This is a genomic window from Microcoleus sp. SVA1B4 (genome assembly GCF_036700545.1).
Lineage (GTDB): Bacteria > Cyanobacteriota > Cyanobacteriia > Cyanobacteriales > Microcoleaceae > Microcoleus.
Genome location: NZ_JAUBPB010000023.1, coordinates 41,879 through 63,719 on the forward strand (window position 1 = coordinate 41,879; position 21,841 = coordinate 63,719).

At 45.6% G+C, this 21,841-nt stretch carries 19 protein-coding genes and 1 pseudogene; 14 read left to right on the top strand and 6 right to left on the bottom strand.

The window, feature by feature from the left end:
- Positions 1-128: 128 nt before the first annotated feature.
- The 5 genes from QT987_RS13195 to QT987_RS13215 all read left to right on the top strand — a co-directional run bounded on the left by QT987_RS13195 (position 129) and on the right by QT987_RS13215 (position 3,207).
- The gene (locus tag QT987_RS13195) at positions 129-482 is read left to right on the top strand and encodes a DUF3082 domain-containing protein (RefSeq protein ID WP_333056726.1); all 354 of its coding nucleotides are present in this window, start codon (positions 129-131) and stop codon (positions 480-482) included.
- 75 nt (positions 483-557) lie between these two features.
- Positions 558-1,184: a DUF488 domain-containing protein gene (locus QT987_RS13200; protein ID WP_333240474.1), complete on the top strand. Its 627-nt coding sequence runs from the start codon at positions 558-560 to the stop codon at positions 1,182-1,184.
- The gene (locus QT987_RS13205; RefSeq protein WP_333240476.1) at positions 1,162-1,614 is read left to right on the top strand and encodes a DUF488 domain-containing protein; all 453 of its coding nucleotides are present in this window, start codon (positions 1,162-1,164) and stop codon (positions 1,612-1,614) included. Before QT987_RS13200 ends, QT987_RS13205 begins: the two co-directional genes overlap by 23 nt.
- 72 nt (positions 1,615-1,686) lie before the next feature.
- Positions 1,687-2,367, top strand: coding sequence for a dual OB domain-containing protein (locus tag QT987_RS13210; protein WP_333240478.1), 681 nt, complete (start codon positions 1,687-1,689; stop codon positions 2,365-2,367).
- A 105-nt stretch (positions 2,368-2,472) separates the two neighbouring features.
- Complete coding sequence (locus QT987_RS13215) at positions 2,473-3,207, top strand: hypothetical protein (RefSeq protein ID WP_333240480.1); 735 nt, start codon at positions 2,473-2,475, stop codon at positions 3,205-3,207.
- Between the two features lie 486 nt (positions 3,208-3,693).
- Here QT987_RS13215 and QT987_RS13220 read toward each other — a convergent pair whose 3' ends face one another.
- Positions 3,694-4,869, bottom strand: coding sequence for an AAA-like domain-containing protein (locus tag QT987_RS13220; RefSeq protein ID WP_333240483.1), 1,176 nt, complete (start codon positions 4,867-4,869; stop codon positions 3,694-3,696).
- 504 nt (positions 4,870-5,373) lie between these two features.
- Here QT987_RS13220 and QT987_RS13225 point away from each other — a divergent pair.
- The 3 genes and pseudogenes from QT987_RS13225 to QT987_RS29955 all read left to right on the top strand — a co-directional run bounded on the left by QT987_RS13225 (position 5,374) and on the right by QT987_RS29955 (position 8,321).
- Entirely contained in the window at positions 5,374-6,210 is an 837-nt protein-coding gene (locus tag QT987_RS13225) for a sigma-70 family RNA polymerase sigma factor (protein ID WP_333240486.1), read from the top strand.
- 192 nt (positions 6,211-6,402) lie between these two features.
- Positions 6,403-7,971 carry a tetratricopeptide repeat protein gene (locus tag QT987_RS13230; protein WP_333240488.1) on the top strand — a complete coding sequence of 523 codons (1,569 nt, stop codon included), beginning with the start codon at positions 6,403-6,405 and terminating at the stop codon, positions 7,969-7,971.
- Positions 7,972-8,112: 141 nt separating this feature from the next.
- Positions 8,113-8,321, top strand: a pseudogene (locus tag QT987_RS29955) (serine hydrolase domain-containing protein).
- Between the two features lie 162 nt (positions 8,322-8,483).
- Here the strand turns inward: QT987_RS29955 and QT987_RS13240 are convergent.
- Positions 8,484-9,287 carry a lectin OAA family protein gene (locus tag QT987_RS13240; protein ID WP_333206283.1) on the bottom strand — a complete coding sequence of 268 codons (804 nt, stop codon included), beginning with the start codon at positions 9,285-9,287 and terminating at the stop codon, positions 8,484-8,486.
- Between the two features lie 156 nt (positions 9,288-9,443).
- Complete coding sequence (locus QT987_RS13245) at positions 9,444-9,818, bottom strand: hypothetical protein (RefSeq protein ID WP_333240495.1); 375 nt, start codon at positions 9,816-9,818, stop codon at positions 9,444-9,446.
- A 180-nt stretch (positions 9,819-9,998) separates the two neighbouring features.
- On the opposite strand from QT987_RS13245, the gene metH reads away from it, so the two are divergent.
- Entirely contained in the window at positions 9,999-13,550 is a 3,552-nt protein-coding gene (gene metH, locus QT987_RS13250) for a methionine synthase (RefSeq protein ID WP_333240498.1), read from the top strand.
- 476 nt (positions 13,551-14,026) lie between these two features.
- Here the strand turns inward: metH and QT987_RS13255 are convergent, their stop codons facing one another.
- Together QT987_RS13255 and QT987_RS13260 are read right to left on the bottom strand one after the other, a co-directional pair.
- A complete protein-coding gene (locus tag QT987_RS13255) occupies positions 14,027-14,650 on the bottom strand; it encodes a hypothetical protein (RefSeq protein WP_333240500.1) in 624 nt (207 codons plus the stop codon).
- A 269-nt stretch (positions 14,651-14,919) separates the two neighbouring features.
- Entirely contained in the window at positions 14,920-15,246 is a 327-nt protein-coding gene (locus tag QT987_RS13260) for a YbjQ family protein (protein ID WP_172184303.1), read from the bottom strand.
- Between the two features lie 90 nt (positions 15,247-15,336).
- Between QT987_RS13260 and QT987_RS13265 the strand changes: the two genes are divergently transcribed.
- Both QT987_RS13265 and crtO read left to right on the top strand, forming a co-directional pair.
- Positions 15,337-16,497, top strand: coding sequence for a tetratricopeptide repeat protein (locus tag QT987_RS13265; RefSeq protein WP_333240503.1), 1,161 nt, complete (start codon positions 15,337-15,339; stop codon positions 16,495-16,497).
- A gap of 433 nt (positions 16,498-16,930) precedes the next feature.
- Positions 16,931-18,628, top strand: a complete 1,698-nt coding sequence (gene crtO / locus QT987_RS13270; protein ID WP_333240506.1) for a beta-carotene ketolase CrtO — start codon at positions 16,931-16,933, stop codon at positions 18,626-18,628.
- 77 nt (positions 18,629-18,705) lie between these two features.
- Here crtO and QT987_RS13275 read toward each other — a convergent pair whose 3' ends face one another.
- A complete protein-coding gene (locus QT987_RS13275; RefSeq protein WP_333240508.1) occupies positions 18,706-18,837 on the bottom strand; it encodes a hypothetical protein in 132 nt (43 codons plus the stop codon).
- Positions 18,838-19,122: 285 nt separating this feature from the next.
- On the opposite strand from QT987_RS13275, the gene QT987_RS13280 reads away from it, so the two are divergent.
- The 3 genes from QT987_RS13280 to QT987_RS13290 all read left to right on the top strand — a co-directional run bounded on the left by QT987_RS13280 (position 19,123) and on the right by QT987_RS13290 (position 21,769).
- Positions 19,123-20,223 carry a saccharopine dehydrogenase NADP-binding domain-containing protein gene (locus QT987_RS13280; protein WP_333240511.1) on the top strand — a complete coding sequence of 367 codons (1,101 nt, stop codon included), beginning with the start codon at positions 19,123-19,125 and terminating at the stop codon, positions 20,221-20,223.
- A 387-nt stretch (positions 20,224-20,610) separates the two neighbouring features.
- The gene (locus tag QT987_RS13285) at positions 20,611-20,961 is read left to right on the top strand and encodes a hypothetical protein (protein ID WP_333240513.1); all 351 of its coding nucleotides are present in this window, start codon (positions 20,611-20,613) and stop codon (positions 20,959-20,961) included.
- A gap of 286 nt (positions 20,962-21,247) precedes the next feature.
- On the top strand, positions 21,248-21,769 hold the full coding sequence (locus QT987_RS13290) for a hypothetical protein (protein ID WP_333240516.1): 522 nt from the start codon (positions 21,248-21,250) through the stop codon (positions 21,767-21,769).
- Positions 21,770-21,841 lie beyond the last annotated feature (72 nt).

Genomic DNA, 21,841 nt, shown 5'->3' on the forward strand with positions numbered 1-21,841 from the left:
AAGATTAATCTAACTTTTCGCAGAGTCTATTGAGATCGAAGAACTGATAATATGTCATGCAATACCGATTTTAGTTTTGGTGAATTAACCAGAAATCTAAAATCTAAAATCTAAAATCTAAAATCGCCATGACTGATTTAACTAATCCAAATTCTACTTCTAAACCTCTGAGTTCGGCTGAAGATGCAACCTCTGCATCTTCCACGCCGCCGACGATTTTGCGGTGCGTGATGGGTTCCCTGATTGCGGGCGGGTTTGCGGCGGCTTTGTACGCGCTAACTTTGTCTATAGTCCAAACTTTTGCAAATTCCCCCATTCATTCTGACAATGTGACTGCGATTAACATTGGCGCGGCTGTGCGAACTTTAGTTATGGGGATTGTGGCTTTGGGTGCGGGTGTTTTTGCTTTTGCATCTTTGGGTTTGATGCTGCTGGCTGTGCAACTTGTGATTCAAAAGTTGCTAAAGAAACCTACAGCTTGAAGTCTACCAATTGCAAAAATTGGGCTACACAAACTTTCATCCGCAAGGCAAAGACTGCATAGTAAGATCGAAGCAATGGAATTATTTACGATCGGACACTCCAATCTAAGTATTGAAGCGTTTGTTTTGCTGCTGCAAAAACATGGCATTACGGCGGTTGCGGACGTGCGATCGCATCCTTTTAGCCGCTATTTACCTCATTTTAATAAATCCGAAATTAAAGTTTCTCTGTCAAGTGTTGGCATTCAATATGTTTTTTTAGGCAAAGAGTTGGGCGCGAGACCAGAGGATTTAAGCTGTTACGATACTAGCGGCAAAGCTTTATACGATCGCATAGCAGCAACTCCTCTATTTTCCGAAGGAATTCAGCGCTTGATCCAAGGCGCAGCCAATTATAAAATCAGTTTAATGTGTGCGGAAAAAGACCCGATTACTTGTCACCGGACTATTTTAGTCTGCCACAAAGTCAAAGACTTTAATTTACAAATTAATCACATTCTGTCAGATGGAAAATTAGAATCGCACGAGCATTTAGAAGAAAGACTTTTGAGCAAGTTTAACAAAGGCAAAAAAAATAATGAGCCAATTCAGCTAAGCTTGTTTGAATTAGAGCCTCAAGTTAAACAGGAAATAGTAGATTTAGAAACAGCTTATTATCGTCACGGATTGGAAATCGCTTATGTCACAAAAGAAAGCAATTAATTTATTTACAATTGGTTTTACTCAAAAAAGCGCCGAGCAGTTTTTTGATACTTTGATGAAAGCGGGAGTCCGCAGGGTGATAGATACGCGGCTGAATAATGTATCGCAGTTGGCGGGTTTTGCTAAGCGGAAAGATTTAGAGTATTTTTTGCGAACCATTGGCAATATTGAGTACCTTCACATTCTGGATTTAGCGCCAACTCAAGATATTTTGGATGATTATAAAAAGAAAAAGGGAGATTGGGAGGTTTATGAACAGAAGTTTTTGGGCTTAATGGGCGATCGACAAATTGAACACAAGGTTTCATCGGATATTTTAGACTGCGGGTGTCTGCTTTGTAGCGAACCAAAACCTCATAATTGTCACCGCCGCTTAGTTGCTGAATATCTCAGCGAGAAGTGGAAAAATGTCACAATTAATCATCTTTGATTTAGTGAAAAGATTAGATAATGGTGGGATGAATCTAAAATCTAAAATCTAAAATCTAAAATCTAAAATCGAATGACTCGGATAATTTGTCTCGCTAATTCCTGGAAACGCGGCGACAGGTGCATCGCCGGAATTAATGAACTTCAAGGTAAGTGGGTGCGTCCTGTTTCCGACTTACCAGAGGGCCAAATTCCTAAAGAAATGCGGCAGATAAATAGACTTGAACCCGCGTTGTTAGATGTTCTAGAAATTCCTCTGGCAAAGACGGGGCCGGACTTTGGCTTTGAGTGTGAAAATCTTTCTGTTTTACCGGGAAAATGGCGGCAAGTAGGGAAAGTTCCGTCAGCATATTTGCTGAAATATTGCCAGAGTCAAGAATATATTTTGCACAACGATTTGCGATATGTTACGGTGGCATATATGCAGTCTTTGCCAATGTGCGATCGCCTAACTTTGCAATTAGTCAAAGCAGTAAGATTTACGGTAAAAAAGCTAAGTCAAAGATTTGAAGGTGGTAATAAATGGGAAGGATCTATTGTCACGCAGCATGGTCAAAGATTGACTGCAACAATTACAGATCCGGTGTTTATTAGAAAGTTAGAATTGGGGTATCAACCGCAAAAAGCTTGTTTGGTAACAGTGAGTTTGAGTATGCCTTGGCGGCCCGATGATTGGGAGGGAGATGACCCTTGTTGGAAGTTGATTGCGGGTGTGGTAGAGTTGCCGGAAGATGTTGTTGATGATGAAATTTAGTTTTGACCCAAATGGGCGATCGATTATTTATTTCTTTTTATTTCCCGCAAAAACTCTGTTCATGCTATAATTCTGCGGGACTGTAGCAGAAAGGGGTGCTTTTTGATGAAAGCAGAATTTTATTTTGACTGTCACAAATATATTTGCAGTTTAGTTCAAGTGGATTTTGTCAAAGAATTAAAAATAAAAAATCATCAAGGTTTTGTTTTGGCTGTTAAGCAAGGACAAAAGATTGGACTTTTGGGAAAAAGTCGTCATAATGCTAAACAAGTTGATGTATCTAAGCCACATTTTTATAATGTAATTAAAGCGGCTATGAGCGCTTTGGAATTAGAAACTAAAAATGAGGTTATATTAGAGAGAAATCGAACTCTTGCTGATGCCGAAGAAATGATTCAGCAGCAAAACCGAGAAATTCGCGTTCTCAACGAACAGATTAGAATGCTTGGAACTAAGGTTGATGAATTGTCAAGGGAAAAGCAGCAGTTATCCATGCAGCTAGTAGAAAAGGAAATCAGAGAAACTGCAATTAGTCAAGAACTTGATGATTTTCCTGCTTTCGAGGAAGATTTAGTGGCGGCGGAAATTGAGCAGGGGATTGGAGAAGTTGAAATTAGTAAAAAAATCGAAGAATTGTCCGTTCAAGCTGCTGGGTTGGACGTGCAGTTAATAGAAAATCTACCGGATTATGAGGAAATTGATGAAAAGGAAGAAATGACCGAAAGCGATGTTAAAAGTGTCACTGTAGAAATTAGAGAAGAAGTAGAATTTCAAGGAGGCGAAACAGAAATTAAGCGACTGCCTAAAAGAGGTTCCCAGAGAAGGATGAGAAAGAAATAATGATGATATATCTTTTCTAGAGTGTGAGGCGCTATTTATAGCGAAAATGTGCGCCATATACACGCTAAATATAGAGTTGATGCGTATCTATTGTGCATCTTTTATTCCTCGCTATGTGGCAAAATTTCTCTAATTCTTGTCCGAAATCAACTGACGGCTGCTCTTTGTCCGATCGCCCTGCTTTGTTCAATAAATCCGGGTACTTCTGCGATCGCCAAAAATGGAAAAGCTAAACTTTGAGCAGCACGATCTTATTTTCCCTCTACAAGCTGATATAGTTCTAAGGTTTGCCCGCGCTATCTCCAAAGTTCGGGAACGCCAAGGGAAGAATAGATTGTGAACTTATTTAGATAATAATTTGTGTAGTCAGACTCTACACCCAAATCCGGCGGCGGGTCTGTTTCTAAGTCAAAATTTTTGCTTCTGAATAAAGCTTAATTCTGGATGTAGAAACAGGTATCCGGTTCGATTTCTAGAAGCGGATTTTTACCGGATAAGATTAGGGTGTAGAGGAGGAATATAGGGAATAATATAAAGTTTGGTGACAATTTTCCACACTTGTGCTATTTGCCACATTTGTTCCTGCGAGATATCCTGCGCCCAAATATGATATAAAGCCAATCGGATTAAATGGGGATTTCCACCCACAAAATTTATTAGTTTCTCTACATCCTGTATTGGCAAATTCAATCCATGCCGAAGTGCTAAATCTTGCACTTGAGCGCTGGTAAAATCAGGTATTTCAACTGACAGCCCTAGATTTAATGGGGATTGATTGATATTGAGGGGAATAGAAACTTCTGTCGAGTGTACTACTACTAACCGAAGTTTCTGCCAGATATTACTATTGCGATCGCCATACTTGCCTTTTTCGTACCAAGCTCGCAGCAGACTAAAAAAGTCAGAGGCAATTTCGGGGTGAGTGAAAAGGCGATCGACATCATCTAAGGCGAGCACCAGCGGTGAATCGATTTGAGCTAATAAATAATTCTCAAAATAATCGGTGGTGTTATAGTTGCTACCAAACATCTCATCCCAATAGTCTGCTAGTTTGTTCGGTAGCTTCAAGCTCCGGCTCACGCAAGCACAAAACCATTGCAAGAATCGATCCAGATTGGTGAATACTTTTTCATCAGCCAGCTTGAGATTCAACACCACTGTTTGATAGCCCTCTTTTCTCCCCCGTTCCAGGATTCTTGCCATCAAGGAAGTTTTACCCATTAGTTGGGGAGCTTTGATGCGAATTAAGGCACCTGGTTGCAAAATCGCTTCGCAGGTGCGAGATTCAATGGGAGGGCGTTCTACATAAAACGCCGAATCGAGAGGTACTTGACCCCCCGGTAATTCAGGCTTTACATCTACACGATCGGGTTCAACTTCTTTAATCTGAGTTTCTGGCCAAGAATAATCAGAGGGATCCAGAATTAGATTAAAAGCCCTGAAATAGCGCTTGAGGGTTTGCTTATCAACGGTAGTAGAGCCATTATTGACCCGGAGCAAGGTATCTACAGCTAAGCCAGTGCGATCGCTCAACTTTTCAAGAGTGTACCGGTAGCCACAGTTTTCTTTAAATTCCGCCTCAGATTTCGCTTTCTGAAGTTTGCTCGATCCTTGAGGGGTAAGGATGACACCGCGCCTGCGTCTGTATTTAGGCTGATACATGGGGTTATTCAACTTAAGCTAGCGTACATTTAACTTTTAAATTGAAAAAATCTAGGAACAGCTTTCCATTCCTCTCCTTTGCACCCAAAATCGTTGGCCATCCTACGGTATTAGCCGGGAACTTAAGTAAATAAATAGCTTAAGAGCCGTTAGTTAAGCTAAACCACAGAAATAATAGAGTATTTTCCCTAATTGTAAGAAATTTTTCCGAATTTGAGCAAGTTTGGCTCATGAGGTTGCTAAATTGGCTACCCACCTAAAACGGGACATTTTGGTTATAGACCCCTTTCTCCAAAGAAGTTTATTGTCCCGCCATAGAAGGGTAGCCACTAAATTTTCCAACTTTTACACCCCTACGGGTGGTATGGGGTGGGAATTTGAGGAGGAAAAATCCTTAACTTCGGATCTTAACTGCGAAAACTGCGATTGTTTACAGCGAGGAGAAGAGGCAGACTGGACTGTAAGCTTGTTCAGCCAATGCTCTCCTAGTGAAGGAACAACTTGATGCTAGATAAAGAAAGCTTGACAGAGAATGTAACAACGAATGTAACTCTCCACCGATTTCGTTCCCTGATCGCTCAAAAAGCCACAAGTGAGACAAAGTTAGACGAGCAACTCCTATTAAAATGCCTGTCTCAAGGCGACAAAAGAGCATTCTGGCAGTTATGGATATGGCATCAAGATTATCTCTACCGTTGCTGTCAAACATGGATGGGAGGCGATCGGGTAGAGGCAGAAGAAGCACTGAGTCGAGCAAGGCAAAAAGCCTGGGAAAAAATGCCTTCTTTCGCTGGCACAATTACTTATCCTAAAGCTTGGCTGGCTCGACTAACCCATAACATCTGCATGGATATACATCGAGAACGCAAGAAAGGTGCAAAGGGTGTCGAGAACATTGAAAATATTTCCGAAGATGAGGGAATTGGTGGTAGCAGCGAATCACCCGAAGCTGCCATTATTCGTCAGGAAACGAGCCAACACATACGCCGTGCTATTAATAGTCTACCTGCCAAACTGCGAGACCCTTCCATTTTGCGGTGGTATGAGGAGATGCCTTACCGAGATATTGCCAAAAAATTGGCTCTTTCTGAAAATAATGTGCGGAAACGCATCCAACTGGCACGAGAGATTCTGCAAAAGCAGTTGCACAATTATCGTTTAGGTTTGGATACGGCAGAAGTCGAGGAACCGAAGTCGGATGAGCCGGCGACATCTGGCTGCGAAAAGTTGAGGGTAGAAGAGTATGTGCAACAGCCAATTGATTATAGGGTAACAACTACTTATCTTGATTCACTGTTACATACGAGATATAGCTCATCCAGCCTTTTGAGTTGGAGATAATTCCGAAATCTTACAGAATACAGAGCTTTTCAAGTCTGATTGTAGGGGCGAGTTTGGTACGTTGTTGCGCTTTAGCGCTCTTATGAAAACTCAGATAAGAGCGCTAAAGCGCAACAACATACCTTAAAAGGAAAGTGTTGCCGATATTGGGGTGCATTTACAAGCCATTAACTATAATAGGTTTACTCCAATATGTCTAGAGTCACTGCTACTTGCCTGGTACAGCTTAATCAGCCTACCGGGGTGGAAATGAATGCTTATCTAGTTTTAGATGAGAAACTCACAAGGCAAGATATTAAGCTTAAAACATTAAGTAAATACGTGGAGCAGCATCCCACGGGATGGAAGAAACGAAGGGAATTAGCCGAACTGCTATATGCAATGGGCAACTGGCAGCAAGCAGCGGAAGAATATCGCCAAGTGCTACAACGGCAACCTCAATTAATAGATGTGAAATTGCTGTTGGGAAAAATATTGCAGTTAATGGGGAAAGAGACAGAAGCAATTGCAGTTTATGAAACGGCTAAAAGTTTCTCTGAGAACGAAGCAGTCGGACATCATATTAATGGATTAATTGCAGTGTGTCGCCGTTGTATTGAGCAGGCGGCGGTGTCTTTTGAACAAGCAACATTCCTAGAACCAGAGAATACGGCTCACTGGCTGGCTCTGGGATTGATTTATTTGGAAAAAGAGGCTCCCATTGCAGCGTTGCAAGCTTTTGATACGGTTTTGCAACTCAATCCGAATGACGTTGTAGCTAATAGTCACAGCTATGATGCGTTGATGATGTTGGGGAACTTTCAGGAAGCGGAACAACGTTTGCAGCGAGTGCTGGAGGTGTTTCCCCAGGATTTGCGGAGTCTCAAACTGCTGGCGGATAGTCGCTGTGGTACGGGATTAGTTGGGGGTGAGGAAGGTAAGCGGACAAAGCAAATGATTCAAACGATGCTGCGAATGGCTCCCAACGCTGCTTATGTTCATGATTCGCTGGCCCAGTACCACCTGTTTCGCGGGGAGTGGAAAAAAGGGGTAGCTGTTTTGCAGGAGTTTGTTGAACAGCATCCGCTTAATCTTGGTGGCTGGTATTTCTATGGGCGATGTCTCTTCCGCACGGGGAATTCTATTACTGGGGCGGAAGCGATGCTGAAGGCGTATCGGTTGTATCCCAATGATGGGGAAATTTATCGGGCGCTGTGCGAGATTTTACCTGTGGCGGGGAGAGGAGATGAGCTCAAACCTTTGGTGGAAGAGATGTTGGAGCGGTTTCCAGAGCGCTGGAGTGTCTGGGCGACGGCGGGACGGGTGCTGGTGGAACATTTTCAAGAGATGGAGCGCGGATGTGCGTTGTCTGCGCGGGGAATGCAGCTACAGCCGCAGTTAGCTGATGCTTGGTTCCGACATGGGCGGGTGTTGGCGCTGGCGGGGCGACACCGGGAGGCAGTGGAAGTGTTGGAGCAAGGTTGGCTGTTGTTATTAGAAGGGGGGGGTTGCTTGCAATCTGTACCTGCGGCGGTGTGGTTGGGTGAGAGTTATCGGGTTTTGGGTGAGGAGGAGAAGTGTCGGGGTTGGTTGGAGAAGGGGTGCGTTGGCGCTCTGGAATTGATGAGTTTTAATCCCGGTGTTGCACATTACTGGTGTGGTAGAGCGTTGTCGGGGTTGGGGGATGTGGGGGGTGCTGTGCAGAGTTATCGCAATGCTTTGAGTCAGTATTTGTTTTACCCTGCTCGTGGGGAGGTTAAGGAAGGTTTGGAAAGTTTGTAAATTCTTAATTTGAAAGGCTTCTGTTTTTATAGGTTTGTGGGTGCATCTATCTACCCAATAAATCCTAAAACTCAAAAAAATCATCAGAGCGAATTCCGTTCATTCGTAGAAGAAACACTCAAACAATGGCAGGTGTCAGGAGTGGCGATCGCGATCGTACAAAATGACCAAATCATCCTCTGTGAAGGCTTCGGATTAAGAAATGTAGAGCAGAATTTACCCGTTACACCGGAAACCGTTTCCCCATTGCCTCTTGCACCAAAGCCCTCACCGCCATGACTATCGGCTTGCTAGTGGATGACGGTCAATTAGATTGGGATCGATCGATTCGAGAGTTTTTGCCCAACTGACAATTGCAATAGGAAACCTATTTTTTTTGAAAACAATCGGTCAACCCTTTACTGCGTGTGGGGTTGACCGATTGTTCTTGTCCCGTCAGGTCAAGCTTTGGTGTCAATAAGCTGAAATATCTCTGTAGGCAAACCGAGCCAAAAGCTTAAATTCAAAGGGGTTCAGGATTTTCGTTGCCCCTTGAACCCAATCGGCCCTTCTCCAGCATAAGTCATGCTGCCAGTCAGAGTTTTACCACCGTCATCAGATTTTAGGTTTAGTTCGACCACATTTTGGTTAGCGCGGGAACCGATCACCCATTTGCCTCCTGGATTCCAAGGTGCAGTAGCCCCTCCCCATTGGTTCTCAACTGTGTAAGTATTACTGTCAGAGCGGGTAGCTCGAAAGCCAATCGGCCCTTCTCCAGCATAGGTCATGGTGCCGTTGAGGGTTTGTCCGCCATCAACAGACTTAACATTGATAGCGACAACGTTCTGGTTAGTGCGACCACCGATCGCCCATTCACCTCCTGGATTCCAAGGCGCGGTAGTCCCTCCCCATTGGTTCTCAACCGTGTAAATATTACTAAAGAAGGTAGCTCGAAAGCCAATCGGCCCTTCTCCAGCATAGGTCATGCTGCCAGTCAGAGTTTTACCACCGTCATCAGATTTTAGGTTTAGTTCGACCACATTCTGGTTAGTGCGGGAACCGATCACCCAATCGCCTCCTGGATTCCAAGGTGCAGCAGCCCCTCCCCATTGGTTCTCAACTGTGTAAGTATTACTGCCAGAGCGGGTAGCTCGAAAGCCAATCGGCCCTTCTCCAGCATAGGTCATGGTGCCGTTGAGGGTTTGTCCGCCATCAACAGACTTAACATTGATAGCGACAACGTTTTGGTTAGGACGACTACCGATTACCCATGTACCACCTTCATTCCAAGGAGCAGATGAGCCACCCCATTGATTTTGCACTTGGTATAACGTCATAATTTTCTTGATGTAGTAATATTGGTTGTTTCTACATCCTTAATACGATCTCAAAACCCAATTCGTGAATTTTTCGAGTTATCCCGAAGGATAGCTTTGCACGTACTGACTTAATTCCATTCGCTATCGCTTCTTTGTCACTTACCATTCAATCAGCTATCGGTTCACTGCATCAAGGAGACTTTTGATGAACAGCCAATGGAATCTGAGCCAATTTCGTTTATTATTAGAAGAAACATTCAAACAATGGCTTGTACCAGGAGTAGCGATCGCGATCGCACTTATCAGCATAATTACAAGATAGCCGAGAATTCGATCGCCCTTTAACATCACTCGTTTAATTATTTCGATCGCATTTTCGCAAAAATCCTCAACAGTTAAGCGGAAAAACCCCTCGCAGCCGATAATCACCCGCTTCTCCCCCAAATCTCCACGCACAACAGCATCCTCGAAATAATCTGACATTTCCCGCACACTTACAGGTACGATCGAACTATTGTCATCGGATTTGAGATTGGGGATTGTCCCCATCAGTCAGCCTGCGCGTCGGAATGAATCCGGGGGCTGGTTTTTTTTTATTCAAAATCCAAAATCCAAAATCTCAAATCGGCATAGTCATTAGCCATTTGCCAACAGTCACATAATTGTTGACAATATTGCACAATAGATAAAATTGTAAATATATAGCACCTGCGTTTTTTTTGACCGCTTATGAATAGCAGATTCCTCGATCGCCTCCACCACCCCTCACGCCCCGTCATCGTCTTCGACGGCGCGATGGGAACCAACCTGCAAGTCCAAAACCTCACCGCAGAAGACTTTGGCGGCAAAGAATACGAAGGCTGCAACGAATATCTCGTCCACACCAAACCGGAAGCCGTCGCCAACGTGCACCGGGGATTCCTCGAAGCAGGGGCCGATGTCATCGAAACAGACACCTTCGGCGCTGCTTCCATCGTACTCGCCGAATATGATTTAGCAGACAAAGCATATTATCTCAACAAAACTGCCGCCGAACTCGCCAAGGGTATCGCCGCCGAATTTTCCACGCCAGAAAAACCTCGATTTGTCGCAGGATCGATCGGGCCAGGCACCAAATTGCCCACATTAGGACACATCGATTTCGACACACTCACCACCGCTTTTGCCGAACAAGCAGAAGGACTTTATGACGGCGGCGTTGACTTATTTATTGTCGAAACTTGTCAAGATGTGCTGCAAATTAAATCAGCATTAAATGCTATTGAGGAAGTATTTAAGAAAAAAGGTGCGCGAATTCCGTTAATGGTATCAGTCACAATGGAAGCCACCGGCACAATGTTAGTCGGTTCCGACATCAGCGCCGCCCTCGCAATTTTGCAGCCGTACCCGATCGACATTTTAGGCCTCAACTGCGCCACCGGGCCCGATCGCATGGCCGAACACGTCAAATACCTTTCCGAACATTCACCCTTCGTCGTTTCCTGCGTTCCCAACGCCGGTTTACCCGAAAACATCGGCGGCCACGCCCACTACAAACTCACGCCCATAGAATTAAAAATGGCCTTGATGCGCTTTGTCGAAGACTTAGGCGTGCAAGTCATCGGTGGCTGCTGCGGCACCCGCTACGATCACATCCGCGAACTATCAGAAATTGGCAAAACTCTTAAACCCAAAATCCGCGAAATTACTTGGGAACCTTCCGCCGCTTCAATTTATAGCGCCCAACCCTACGAACAAGAGAATTCCTTCTTAATTGTCGGCGAAAGACTCAACGCCAGCGGTTCCAAAAAATGCCGCGATTTGCTAAACGCCGAAGACTGGGACGGTTTAGTAGCAATGGCGAGGGAACAAGTGCGAGAAGGCGCGCACATTCTCGATATCAACGTTGATTATGTCGGCCGCGACGGCGTGCGAGACATGAAAGAATTAGTTTCCCGCGTTGTGACTAATGCAACTCTCCCTTTAATGCTGGATTCCACAGAATGGGAAAAGATGGAAGCAGGCTTAAAAGTGGCGGGCGGCAAATGTTTGCTGAATTCCACTAACTACGAAGACGGAGAACCGCGTTTTTATCAAGTTTTGGAGTTGGCGAAAAAATACGGCGCGGGCATAGTTATCGGGACGATTGACGAAGACGGGATGGCCAGAACTGCTGACCAAAAATTTGCGATCGCCCAACGCGCCTATAACGCCGCCGTCGCCTACGGAATTCCCGCCGAGGAAATCTTTTTTGACACCCTAGCATTGCCCATTTCCACCGGGATTGAAGAAGACAGAAAAAACGGCAAAGCTACCATAGAATCGATCCGTCGCATTCGCCAAGAATTACCAGGCTGTCACGTAATTTTAGGAGTTTCTAACATTTCCTTCGGCTTGAATCCGGCGGCGCGGCAAGTATTGAATTCCATGTTTTTGCACGAAGCAATGCAAGCCGGGATGGACTCGGCAATTGTCAGCGCCAATAAGATTTTGCCCCTGGCGAAAATCGACCCCAAACACCAAGAAATCTGCCGTAAACTGATTTACGACGAACGGGAGTTTGACGGCGATATTTGCGTTTACGACCCCTTGGGCGACCTGACAACGGTGTTTGCGGGCAAAACTACCAAGCGCGATCGTACAGAAGACGCAAGCCTCCCGGTAGAAGAACGTCTCAAGCAGCACATCATCGACGGCGAACGCATTGGGCTCGACATCCAACTCGCCAAAGCCTTAGAAACCTATCCGCCCCTGCAAATTATCAATACCTTCTTGCTAGACGGCATGAAAGTAGTCGGAGAATTGTTCGGTTCGGGACAAATGCAACTGCCATTTGTATTGCAGTCAGCAGAAACAATGAAAGCGGCAGTTGCCTATTTAGAACCGTACATGGAAAAGTCCGAATCCGGGGACAACGCCAAAGGAACATTTATCATCGCTACTGTTAAAGGCGACGTTCACGACATCGGCAAAAACTTGGTTGATATTATCCTATCAAACAACGGCTACAGAGTGATTAACTTGGGTATTAAACAGTCGGTTGACAATATCATCGAAGCCTACGAAAAGCACAAAGCCGACTGTATTGCCATGAGTGGCTTGCTGGTAAAATCCACCGCATTCATGAAAGAAAATCTGGAAGTATTCAACCAGAAAGGAATCACGGTTCCGGTAATTTTGGGGGGCGCGGCTTTGACTCCCAAGTTTGTACATGAAGACTGCCAAAATACCTACAAAGGTAAAGTCGTTTATGGCAAAGATGCGTTTTCTGACTTGCACTTTATGGACAAACTCATGCCAGCAAAATCTGCTGGAAAATGGGAAGATTTGCAAGGATTTTTAGATGAAATAGAGGATGATAATGGGGCGGTTAAAGAAGCTAAAGCGGCGCCAGAAACTTCTGTAGAAGATGCCAAGAAAGCAGACACTCCTGTGGTAATAGATACCAGGCGATCCGAAGCAGTTGCAGCAGATATCGATCGCCCGAATCCTCCTTTCTGGGGAACGAAACTGTTGCAGGGAGAAGACATCCCATTTGAGGAGATTTTCTGGCACTTAGATTTGCAAGCTTTAGTTGCGGGTCAGTGGCAGTTCCGCAAGCCAAAAGACCAATCGCGGGAAGAATACGATGCTTTCTTAGCTGAGAAAGTTTATCCCATATTGGAAGAGTGGAAACACAAAATTATCACTGAAAAGTTACTGCAGCCGCAAGCAATTTACGGGTATTTTCCCTGTCAAGCTGAAGGCAATTCTTTGCATTTGTACGACCCGGAAATTATGAATGGCGGGCAAAATGTCTCGACACCCGCTGCAACATTCACCTTTCCCCGGCAAAAATCGGCGCGCCGGCTGTGCATTGCCGACTTCTTTGCGCCCAAAGAATCCGGTAAAATCGATGTATTTCCGATGCAAGTAGCGACAGTGGGAGAAATTGCTACCGAGTACGCGCAAAAGCTATTTGCTAACAATCAATATACCGACTATCTCTACTTTCACGGATTAGCGGTACAGACAGCGGAAGCAATAGCAGAATGGACTCACGCGCGAATTCGGCGGGAATTGGGATTTGGTAGCGAGGAACCGGACAACATTCGCGATATGCTGGCACAAAGATATCGCGGTTCGCGGTACAGTTTCGGCTATCCCGCTTGTCCGAACATGGCGGATCAGTACAAGCAACTGGAATTGTTAAAGTGCGATCGTATCAACCTGTACATGGATGAAAGCGAACAACTTTATCCCGAACAATCAACAACCGCAATTATCACCTATCACCCAGCCGCTAAATACTTCAGCGCTTAATTTATAGGGTGCGACTCACACTTTTTTCTGTCGTTTTTCTCGTTCTTGTACTCGTTATACTCGTTACCAGGCTCTGCCGATTCGTGATAACTTAACGTCAAACCCAATCACAGACTGCTGTTTGAGTATTAAGCTCAGATCCCCCCTAGCCAACCCCTACTCCCCTTAAGAAGGGGGGGACAAGAGTCTTCTCAAAGTCCCCCTTCTTAAGGGGGATTTAGGGGGATCTAGACTTAGCTAAAGGCGAGATTTATCAATGGTTTCAGTCTTAAGTTGTCACCAATGGGCTCTGCCTGGGAACAAAGATCCAGAGGCTCTGCCTCCATTTAAAAACCTGGAGGCAGAGCCTCAAGAAATGCGTTCCAAGGTAGAACCTGGGAACGAGAAAAAAAATAGTTCACGAATTAAAGCAACAAAAAAGCACCTTAACAAAAGTGCTTTCTATGTATATGAACTTTCCGTGTCTGACGAAACTTTTATGAGTAATTCCGGGGAGTGCGTGCACCGGCAGATGCTCCTACCATCGAAGCAACTAAACCCAATAGCGAGCCGAACAAAAATGACCAACCAGCTTTCGCAGCATTACCAGCGATATTGCGAGTATCCTGAGCAGTTACGTTAGGCGCTTGGTTCGGCAAATCGACCCCGCTTTGCTGCGCTTGATTAATTGCTTCTCCCGCATTCGCAGCTATGACGCCAAAAGTGCCGGCCACGCCATTTGCTAACAGCCAAGAGCCGATTGTTAAGGTGGTTGCCCACAAAATTGCTCCGTTCAAAAGCGCTGTGTTGCGGTTCATCGGGCCGCAAGCGCGAGCAGTTACCCAACCGCCAAGGGCCAAGCTAATTAACAAACTGATAATTGACCAAATTCCGACGCCGGTACCCACGTCTCCTGAAATAGTGCGCGGAGCTCCTGAACCAGCAATGCTGCTCAAGCCGATCGCAGCGCCCAATGCACTTAACACCAGTTGTGTGGCGATCGCAATTACCAAACCCGAAAAAATCGGGCCCCAACGTACTCGATCGTGGTATTCCATCACTGAATTTACGACCACGGGTTCAGTACCAACGTTATCTACAGGTCTATTTACGTATGACATAGGTTTTTCTTTCCTCTTAGAGTTGCTTTAATTTTTAACAATCTTTCACTTAAGCATTGATTGTGGCTGAGATTGATAAAAACTATATCTGCCTGGGGAAATAACCAGTATCTATGTCTGAAGAAAGAAACGAAAAAGTCATCCGCCCCCAGCCACCCGCTATTAGCTAATGACTGATGACTGATGACTGATGACTCATAACTATTTTATCCCGTTGGAAAAGTTCCCGGATGTATACAGGAAATGCGGACGTATACAGAAAAAACTGCTTAACGCAATCTTACAGCCGTTCCAACGGCAGTAATCAGCAGCAAAGCCCCGCTGGAGTCTACATTAATCGTGCCGGTGTCAACTTCCACCCCGATTACGGCATTGGCGCCGAGGCGCTGGGCCCGTTTTTCGAGTTCCGCGAGGGCATCTCGCTGTCCTTTGAGAAACACTTCCTCGTAACTGCCGGTGCGGCCGCCGATGATGTCGCGAATGCCCGCGAAGAAATCTCGCAGGGCATTGGTGCCGTAGACAACCTCAGCAGTTACAATTCCCAGGTAAGATTGAATTTCTGCTCCTTGGATGATATCAGTTGTTGTTACAATCATCAGTTGGCCTCAATCACGAAAATTTTGAGTGGGTCTTGTTCTGTAGATTTACTACATCTCGCCACTCAAACATTCCTGGTAAATCATAAGTTGTCAGCTTGTCAAGCTGACAGCAACTCGCTCTTCCATTCCACATACTCTTTGAAACACATGGCCGTGCACAAACAAAGTCTCTTGGTATTCAGTACGTTGCTAATAGCAGGATTCGCTGTCGCAGCGCCGCTTCGGGCGCTCTCAGCAGAAACAGTCGTTCAAGTCAACCCTCAAAATGATTCAAATTTAGATGCTCTGCTGCGACAAGGGCGCGAGTTTGTAGATGTAGGAGACTACAGTAGCGCGATCGCCATTTATCAGGAAGCTGCGCGTTTAGATACGGAAAACCCGCGCATTTTTTCTGGTATTGGCTATTTAGAAGCGCGTCAAGGCAACTATGAAGCCTCAGTAGAATTTTACCAACAAGCGATCGGTCTGGAACCGAACAATGCGGACTTCCAATACGCATTAGGATATGCTATGGCGAATTTACAAAACTACCCCGCAGCAGCCACAGCTTATCGCCGCGCCGCTGCGCTCGATCGCAAAAATGTCAATGCCCGCATCGGTCTGGGAGTGGTACTCTTTCAGCAAAAAGATTACAGCGGTTCTTTTAAAGCATACCAAGAGGCGATCGCCCTCGATCCAAAAAGTTGGCAAGCTTATTCTTCAATGGGTTTAGTATTGATCCAGCAGGGAAGTTTTGCCAGTGCTGTCACCGTGCTCCAAGAAGCAGCCCAACTCGCTCCCAAACAAGCAGGTGTCCAGTTAAAATTAGGCACTGCTTTGCTGCGTGCCGGCTATACTTCCGAAGGGCTAGCAGCTTTTGAAGAAGCTGCCAAATTGGAGCCCCGGAATCCAGAAGTGCAGCTAGAAATTGGCGAACTTCTCCAGGCTCAAAACGACTTCGACGGAGCGCTTATAGCTTATCAGCGGGCTATTGCGGTGCGACCGAATTTAGTGGAAGCACACGCAGGAATCGGCGAAATTCAACTGAAAAAACAAGATTTTTTAGGAGCCATTACCACTTTTAGGCGAGTGATTGGACTCGATCCAAACCGGGCAGAAGCTTATTATAATATGGGTACGGCACTCAAAGCGCGCGATCGCAAATCCGAAGCAATTGAAGCTTTTAAACAAGCCCTCGACACTTACCGCCAGCAAGGCAACAATGATGGTGCCAAAAAAGCTGAGGCTGCGCTCCAGCAACTAAAGTAATATGTCTCAATGTACTAATAGGTAATTGGCTAGCAGTTTTGAGTGTGGAGTAAGTATTTTTCCTAGGGCTTAACTCCTTCCACTCCCCGTCTTGCAAGGAAAAAAGCAATCTCAAAACTGTTTCTCTTCCCTATTCCCTATGCCCCCTTTCCTCTTCCTTCTTCCTTCTTACTTCCTTTGCGTAAATTGTTTAATTGAACGCAGATAAATTTGCCTAAATATAGTACAATATTGGCGCAATTGGAGAAGGGTGAGTGCTCGGTAAGTTTAAGCAGAAATCAGGGCGATCGCACAACAGAATTTTGTCAAAGCTCCCTCTTTTGTAATATGCTAAAAGGGCTTACTGACAATGAATCTATTTCTATTGGTAGAGACAGCCAACTTGTTAACATTTGTAAAATAAGCAAAATATCCTCTCCCTAGAACTTCATCTATGCAAACGTATGATGTCATTATCATAGGCGCAGGTCACAACGGACTCGTCTGTGCATCTTATCTGCTGAAAGCTGGATATACCGTCCTGTTGTTAGAAAAACGTTCGGTTCCCGGGGGCGCAGCAACTACTGAAGCGGCCATTCCCGAATTACCGGATTTTAAATTCAATATGTGCGCGATCGACCACGAGTTTATCCATTTAGGGCCAGTTGTAGAAGAATTAGAACTGGAAAAATACGGTTTAGAATATCTTTTCTGCGATCCAGTGGCCTTTTGTCCGCATCCCGACGGTAAATATTTCTTAGCGCACAAATCCGTTGAAAAAACTTGTGCTGAAATTGCCCGCTACAACGAGCGCGACGCTAAAAAATATGCCGAATATACAGACTTTTGGCAGCGGGCTTTAGGGGCAATGGTTCCGATGTTTAATGCGCCACCAAAATCGATCATAGATATTCTGGGCAACTACGATATTTCAAAAATCAAAGATTTATTGTCAGTCATCGGTTCACCCGACAAAACGCTGGACTTTGTTCGCACGATGCTCACCAGCGCTGAAGACCTTCTCAACGAGTGGTTTGACGAGGAATTTATCAAAGCACCCCTAGCAAGATTCGCCGCAGAACTAGGCGCGCCTCCTTCGCAAAAAACCCTTGCTGTAGGCGCAATTATGCTGGCAATGAGACACAATCCCGGCATGGCAAGACCGCGCGGTGGGACGGGTGCATTAGTGCAAGCGCTGCTCAATTTAGTGAAAAGCTATTCCGGTGTGGTACTTACCGACCAGCACGTCGAGAAAATATTAGTTGATGATGGTCGCGCTGTGGGAGTTCGAGTTGCCAACGGCACGGAATACCGTGCGACAAAAGGTGTCATTTCTAATATTGATGCTAAGCGCTTGTTTCTGCACTTAATGGACTCCAACGATGTTGACAGTGCCGACCCGGATTTGCGGGAAAGATTGGAGCGCAAAATTGTTAACAACAACGAGACTATTCTCAAAATAGACTTAGCTCTCAATGAAATGCCCAAGTTTGATCGCTGGAATCATCGGGACGAATATTTAATTGGTTCGGTTTTAATTGCAGACTCGGTGAAACACGTTGAAATTGCTCACAGCGAGCCTTCAATCGGCAGAATTCCCGACTCTGACCCATCGATGTATGTAGTGTTTCCGACGGTACTAGACCCGTCAATGGCTCCCCCCGGACATCATACGGCTTGGATTGAATTTTTTGCTCCTTACCAGATCGAAAATGCTGAAGGAACCGGCCAGCACGGTACGGGTTGGACGGATGAGCTGAAAAACAAAGTTGCCGATCGCTGCATTGATAAATTAGCAGAATACGCGCCAAATATCAAAAATTCAATTATAGGGCGCCACGTGGAAAGTCCGGCAGAATTGGGAGAGCGTTTGGGGGCTTTGAAAGGGAATTATTATCACGTTGATATGACGCTAGATCAGATGATATTTTTCCGTCCTTTGCCGGAGTTGGCGAATTACAAAACGCCGATCGATGGTTTGTTCCTCACGGGGGCGGGAACGCATCCGGGTGGCTCAATTTCTGGGATGCCGGGACGCAATACCGCTCGCGTTTTCATGCACTCGCAGCAGCCTTTCGCGCAGACTTTAGCAGATGCGGCTAATACTCTGAAAGCGAAGGGGAAGTCGGTATTTCGGAGTAATGAGAAGTAAGGTTTTTAGCAACCGCAGATGAGGGCAGATAGACGCAGATGAATCACATCTGCGTTTGTTTGTTTGTTTGTATTGATTTATCTGTTGGCAAGTGCGATAATTTTTTCTGGTTGATTCCCTGTGAAGGGAAAACGATTTGCGATCGCCCTCAATACCCTTTCTAAAGCCTGTGAATCTTTCGGGCTGGGTGGCGACGGTTTGCGTTTCATCAAAGCTGTTAAAATATTTTGTCATCCTAGAGCATCTTCCATCGATAAAATTCTCAATATGAGAATAACAAGTTAACGCTAAAAGCATTTTTGAACTTAGTATTGCAGTCAAATATATAATTTAGCAGAACAGGCAAGCCCCTGGTAGAAGTCGCTCCCCATCTCCGAATCAGGGCGCCGCCGATCCCCCAACATCTCGCATTCTCCTCAATTCATACTTTATGCGGATGAAAACGCCGGCCCCAAGTTGAGAGACTGAGAAGTGGCGTTACCCTTTTTTTAGCGATGGCAAACCGAGTTTTGATTGTCGGTGGGCGGGGACGAATTGGCAGCAGCGTTGCCCAAGACCTTGTTACTCATACCGACGCGGAAATTACTGTTACCGGACGCAACTCTGAAGCCTCTATTGGGCCAGGATTGCCGCCGGATAGGGTGCAGTATCAAACTTTAGATTTAGCAGACAGTGCAGCCCTGCACCAAGCGGTTTCATCCTCTAATCTCGTCGTTCACTGTGCGGGGCCTTTTCACTACCGAGACGCTAGTGTACTGAAAACTTGCATAGAAGCAGGTGTTAATTATACTGATGTCAGCGACAGCCGCAGTTTTACTCGCAGAGCTTTAGAATTGCGCGAAACAGCTAAAAATTCTGGGATTACTGCTATTATTAACACTGGCATTTTTCCCGGTGTGTCTAATAGCATGGTGCGGCGAGATGTGGAACAATTAGATGAAGCAGAAAACATCCATTTGAGTTATGTTGTCGGAGGTTCTGGCGGTGCTGGCGTTACCGTTATGAGAACCACTTTTTTAGGTTTGCAAACTCCTTTTGACGTTTGGGCCGATCGCAAGTGGCAGCAAGTAAAACCCTACAGCGATCGCGAAACAATTGAATTTCCAGCACCCTACGGCAACACAGGCGTTTACTGGTTCGATATGCCGGAAGCAATCACTTTGCCCGAAACTTTCCCCGTCAAATCAGTTGTGACTAAATTCGGTACGTCTCCCGACCTTTACAATCACCTTACCTGGTTTGTTGCCAAGTATTGGCCCGCTAGCTGGCTCAAAAATAACTCCGTGATTGAATTTCTCTCCTACGTCAGTTACGGGATGACCAGTGTTAGTAATAGTTTTAGTGGGGTTGGTGTGGCAGTGCGATCGCAAGTGACCGGTCTCAAAAACGGTCAACCCGCTAAAGTTTGCTCGACAGCGATACACCCTAGTGCAGCAGTCGCTACGGGCATCGGTACTGGCAGCATAGCTCAATTAATGTTAGAAGGAAAACTGGAAAAACCGGGCGTTTGGTCGGTCGAACAAGCTCTTTCTACTGAGCTATTTGAACGAGCTATGCAGAACAGAAAACTAGACATAGAGCAGGTTCTTTTGTAGTTAGTTAGGTTATTTATAGCAATTTAAAATCTTGGAAAATAGGATTTTTGCCAGAACTGCGAAGACGCGAAAGACGCGCCTAAAAAGAAGAGTCAGGGGCTTCTTAATTGATGGGAAAACCCCTAGATAGGGTTCCTCGCAGGAATTGCGATCGCCCCTGATAGGAGATGAGTTCCGCTTGTATAACTAATCTATCTTTTGGTAGAAGTAATAATAACAAGCAGGCGCTTAAGATATGGGATGTCACGGGAAACATCCCTTTTGGCTCGCTCTAGATGCGGTAGCTGCGACAAAGAATGCGCTTGAACCAAGGTTGTCAATGTGCGATCGCAGTGAAGGGGCGACAAACACCATAATTTTTGCGGAAAAATACGAGGAGAAGTTGATATGAAGCGGGTTTTAAAAGCTCTAGGACAAACATTGAGCCAAAGCATTTTGCTGGTATGTACCCTGGCGTTCATTGGTCTGCTAAGTCTAGCGATAGTACCCAGTCAGGCTGCTTACGCAGGTCAAGACAGGAGTCAGGCGCAGCCAGAAGCTAAAATTACTGACCCCGCAGAAAGTTTCGAGGATCTCAATCCCCAAGCAGCTTACGAAGAAATAGTCAAAACCTCTCAAAATCCTGCAACGGTCGAGAAAGCTTACGACGAAAGCTTAAAGGAGTACAAGGGAGAACACCCGCAAGAAGGCATAGTTCAAAAAGCTGAAGAGTTGATCGAAAAGGTAACTGGCAACTAATAAATCCAGAGATTTATATCTAACTCAAGTTGCTGGTAAATAAACAGCTTCAGTGAATAAACAAGGGAGCCGAGTTTAGAACTCACTTGAACATCACGATCTAGGGTGCGCCTCGGCGCACCTTATCCCTTGAGAGTAGCGTGTAAAACTCGTTTTTGAGTCGAGAAGTATTTGATCGTTTCCTTCCTTTTGAAGCTAGCAGCTTCATCCTTAAGGCAGATGAATAGATATGAATTTAAAAGGTAAATTTAATCATAGTTACAGTTAGATAAAAGGAAAAAATATCATGAGCGATGACAAAAAAACGGTACATGAACCTGATGCTAACCTAGATCCGCTTTCGGGGGAAACCGGGGCTCATCCAGTCGCAACGGGTATTGGTGCGGCGAGTGCCGGTGCTGCGGGTGCTGCGATCGGCGGTGCCATCGGCGGGCCTGTAGGAGCAGTTGTCGGCGCTGTTGTGGGTGCCTTTGGCGGCGGTTTGGCGGGCAAAGGTGTGGGCGAGGCGATCGACCCCACGGTAGAAGAGGCTTACTGGCAAAGCAACTACAGTTCCCGTCCTTACGTGGACACGAGCGCGACTTACGAAGACTATCAGCCTGCATACCGCACGGGTTATGAGGGATACAGTCGCTATGGCGCTACTGGTAAGAAATACCACGAGATCGAACCGGATTTGCAGCGCGACTACGAAACAAATCGCGGTAAGTCTAATGTGACTTGGGAAAAAGCTAAGCACGCCACGCGCGACGCTTGGGATCGGGTGGAACGGGCTGTTCCTGGCGACATTGACAAAGACGGCCGCTAAGGGCTTACACCAAATATTTCTCAGTCTTGGAGACACACAAACTCAAGCATTCCGGTGATTTTTAGCCGGATA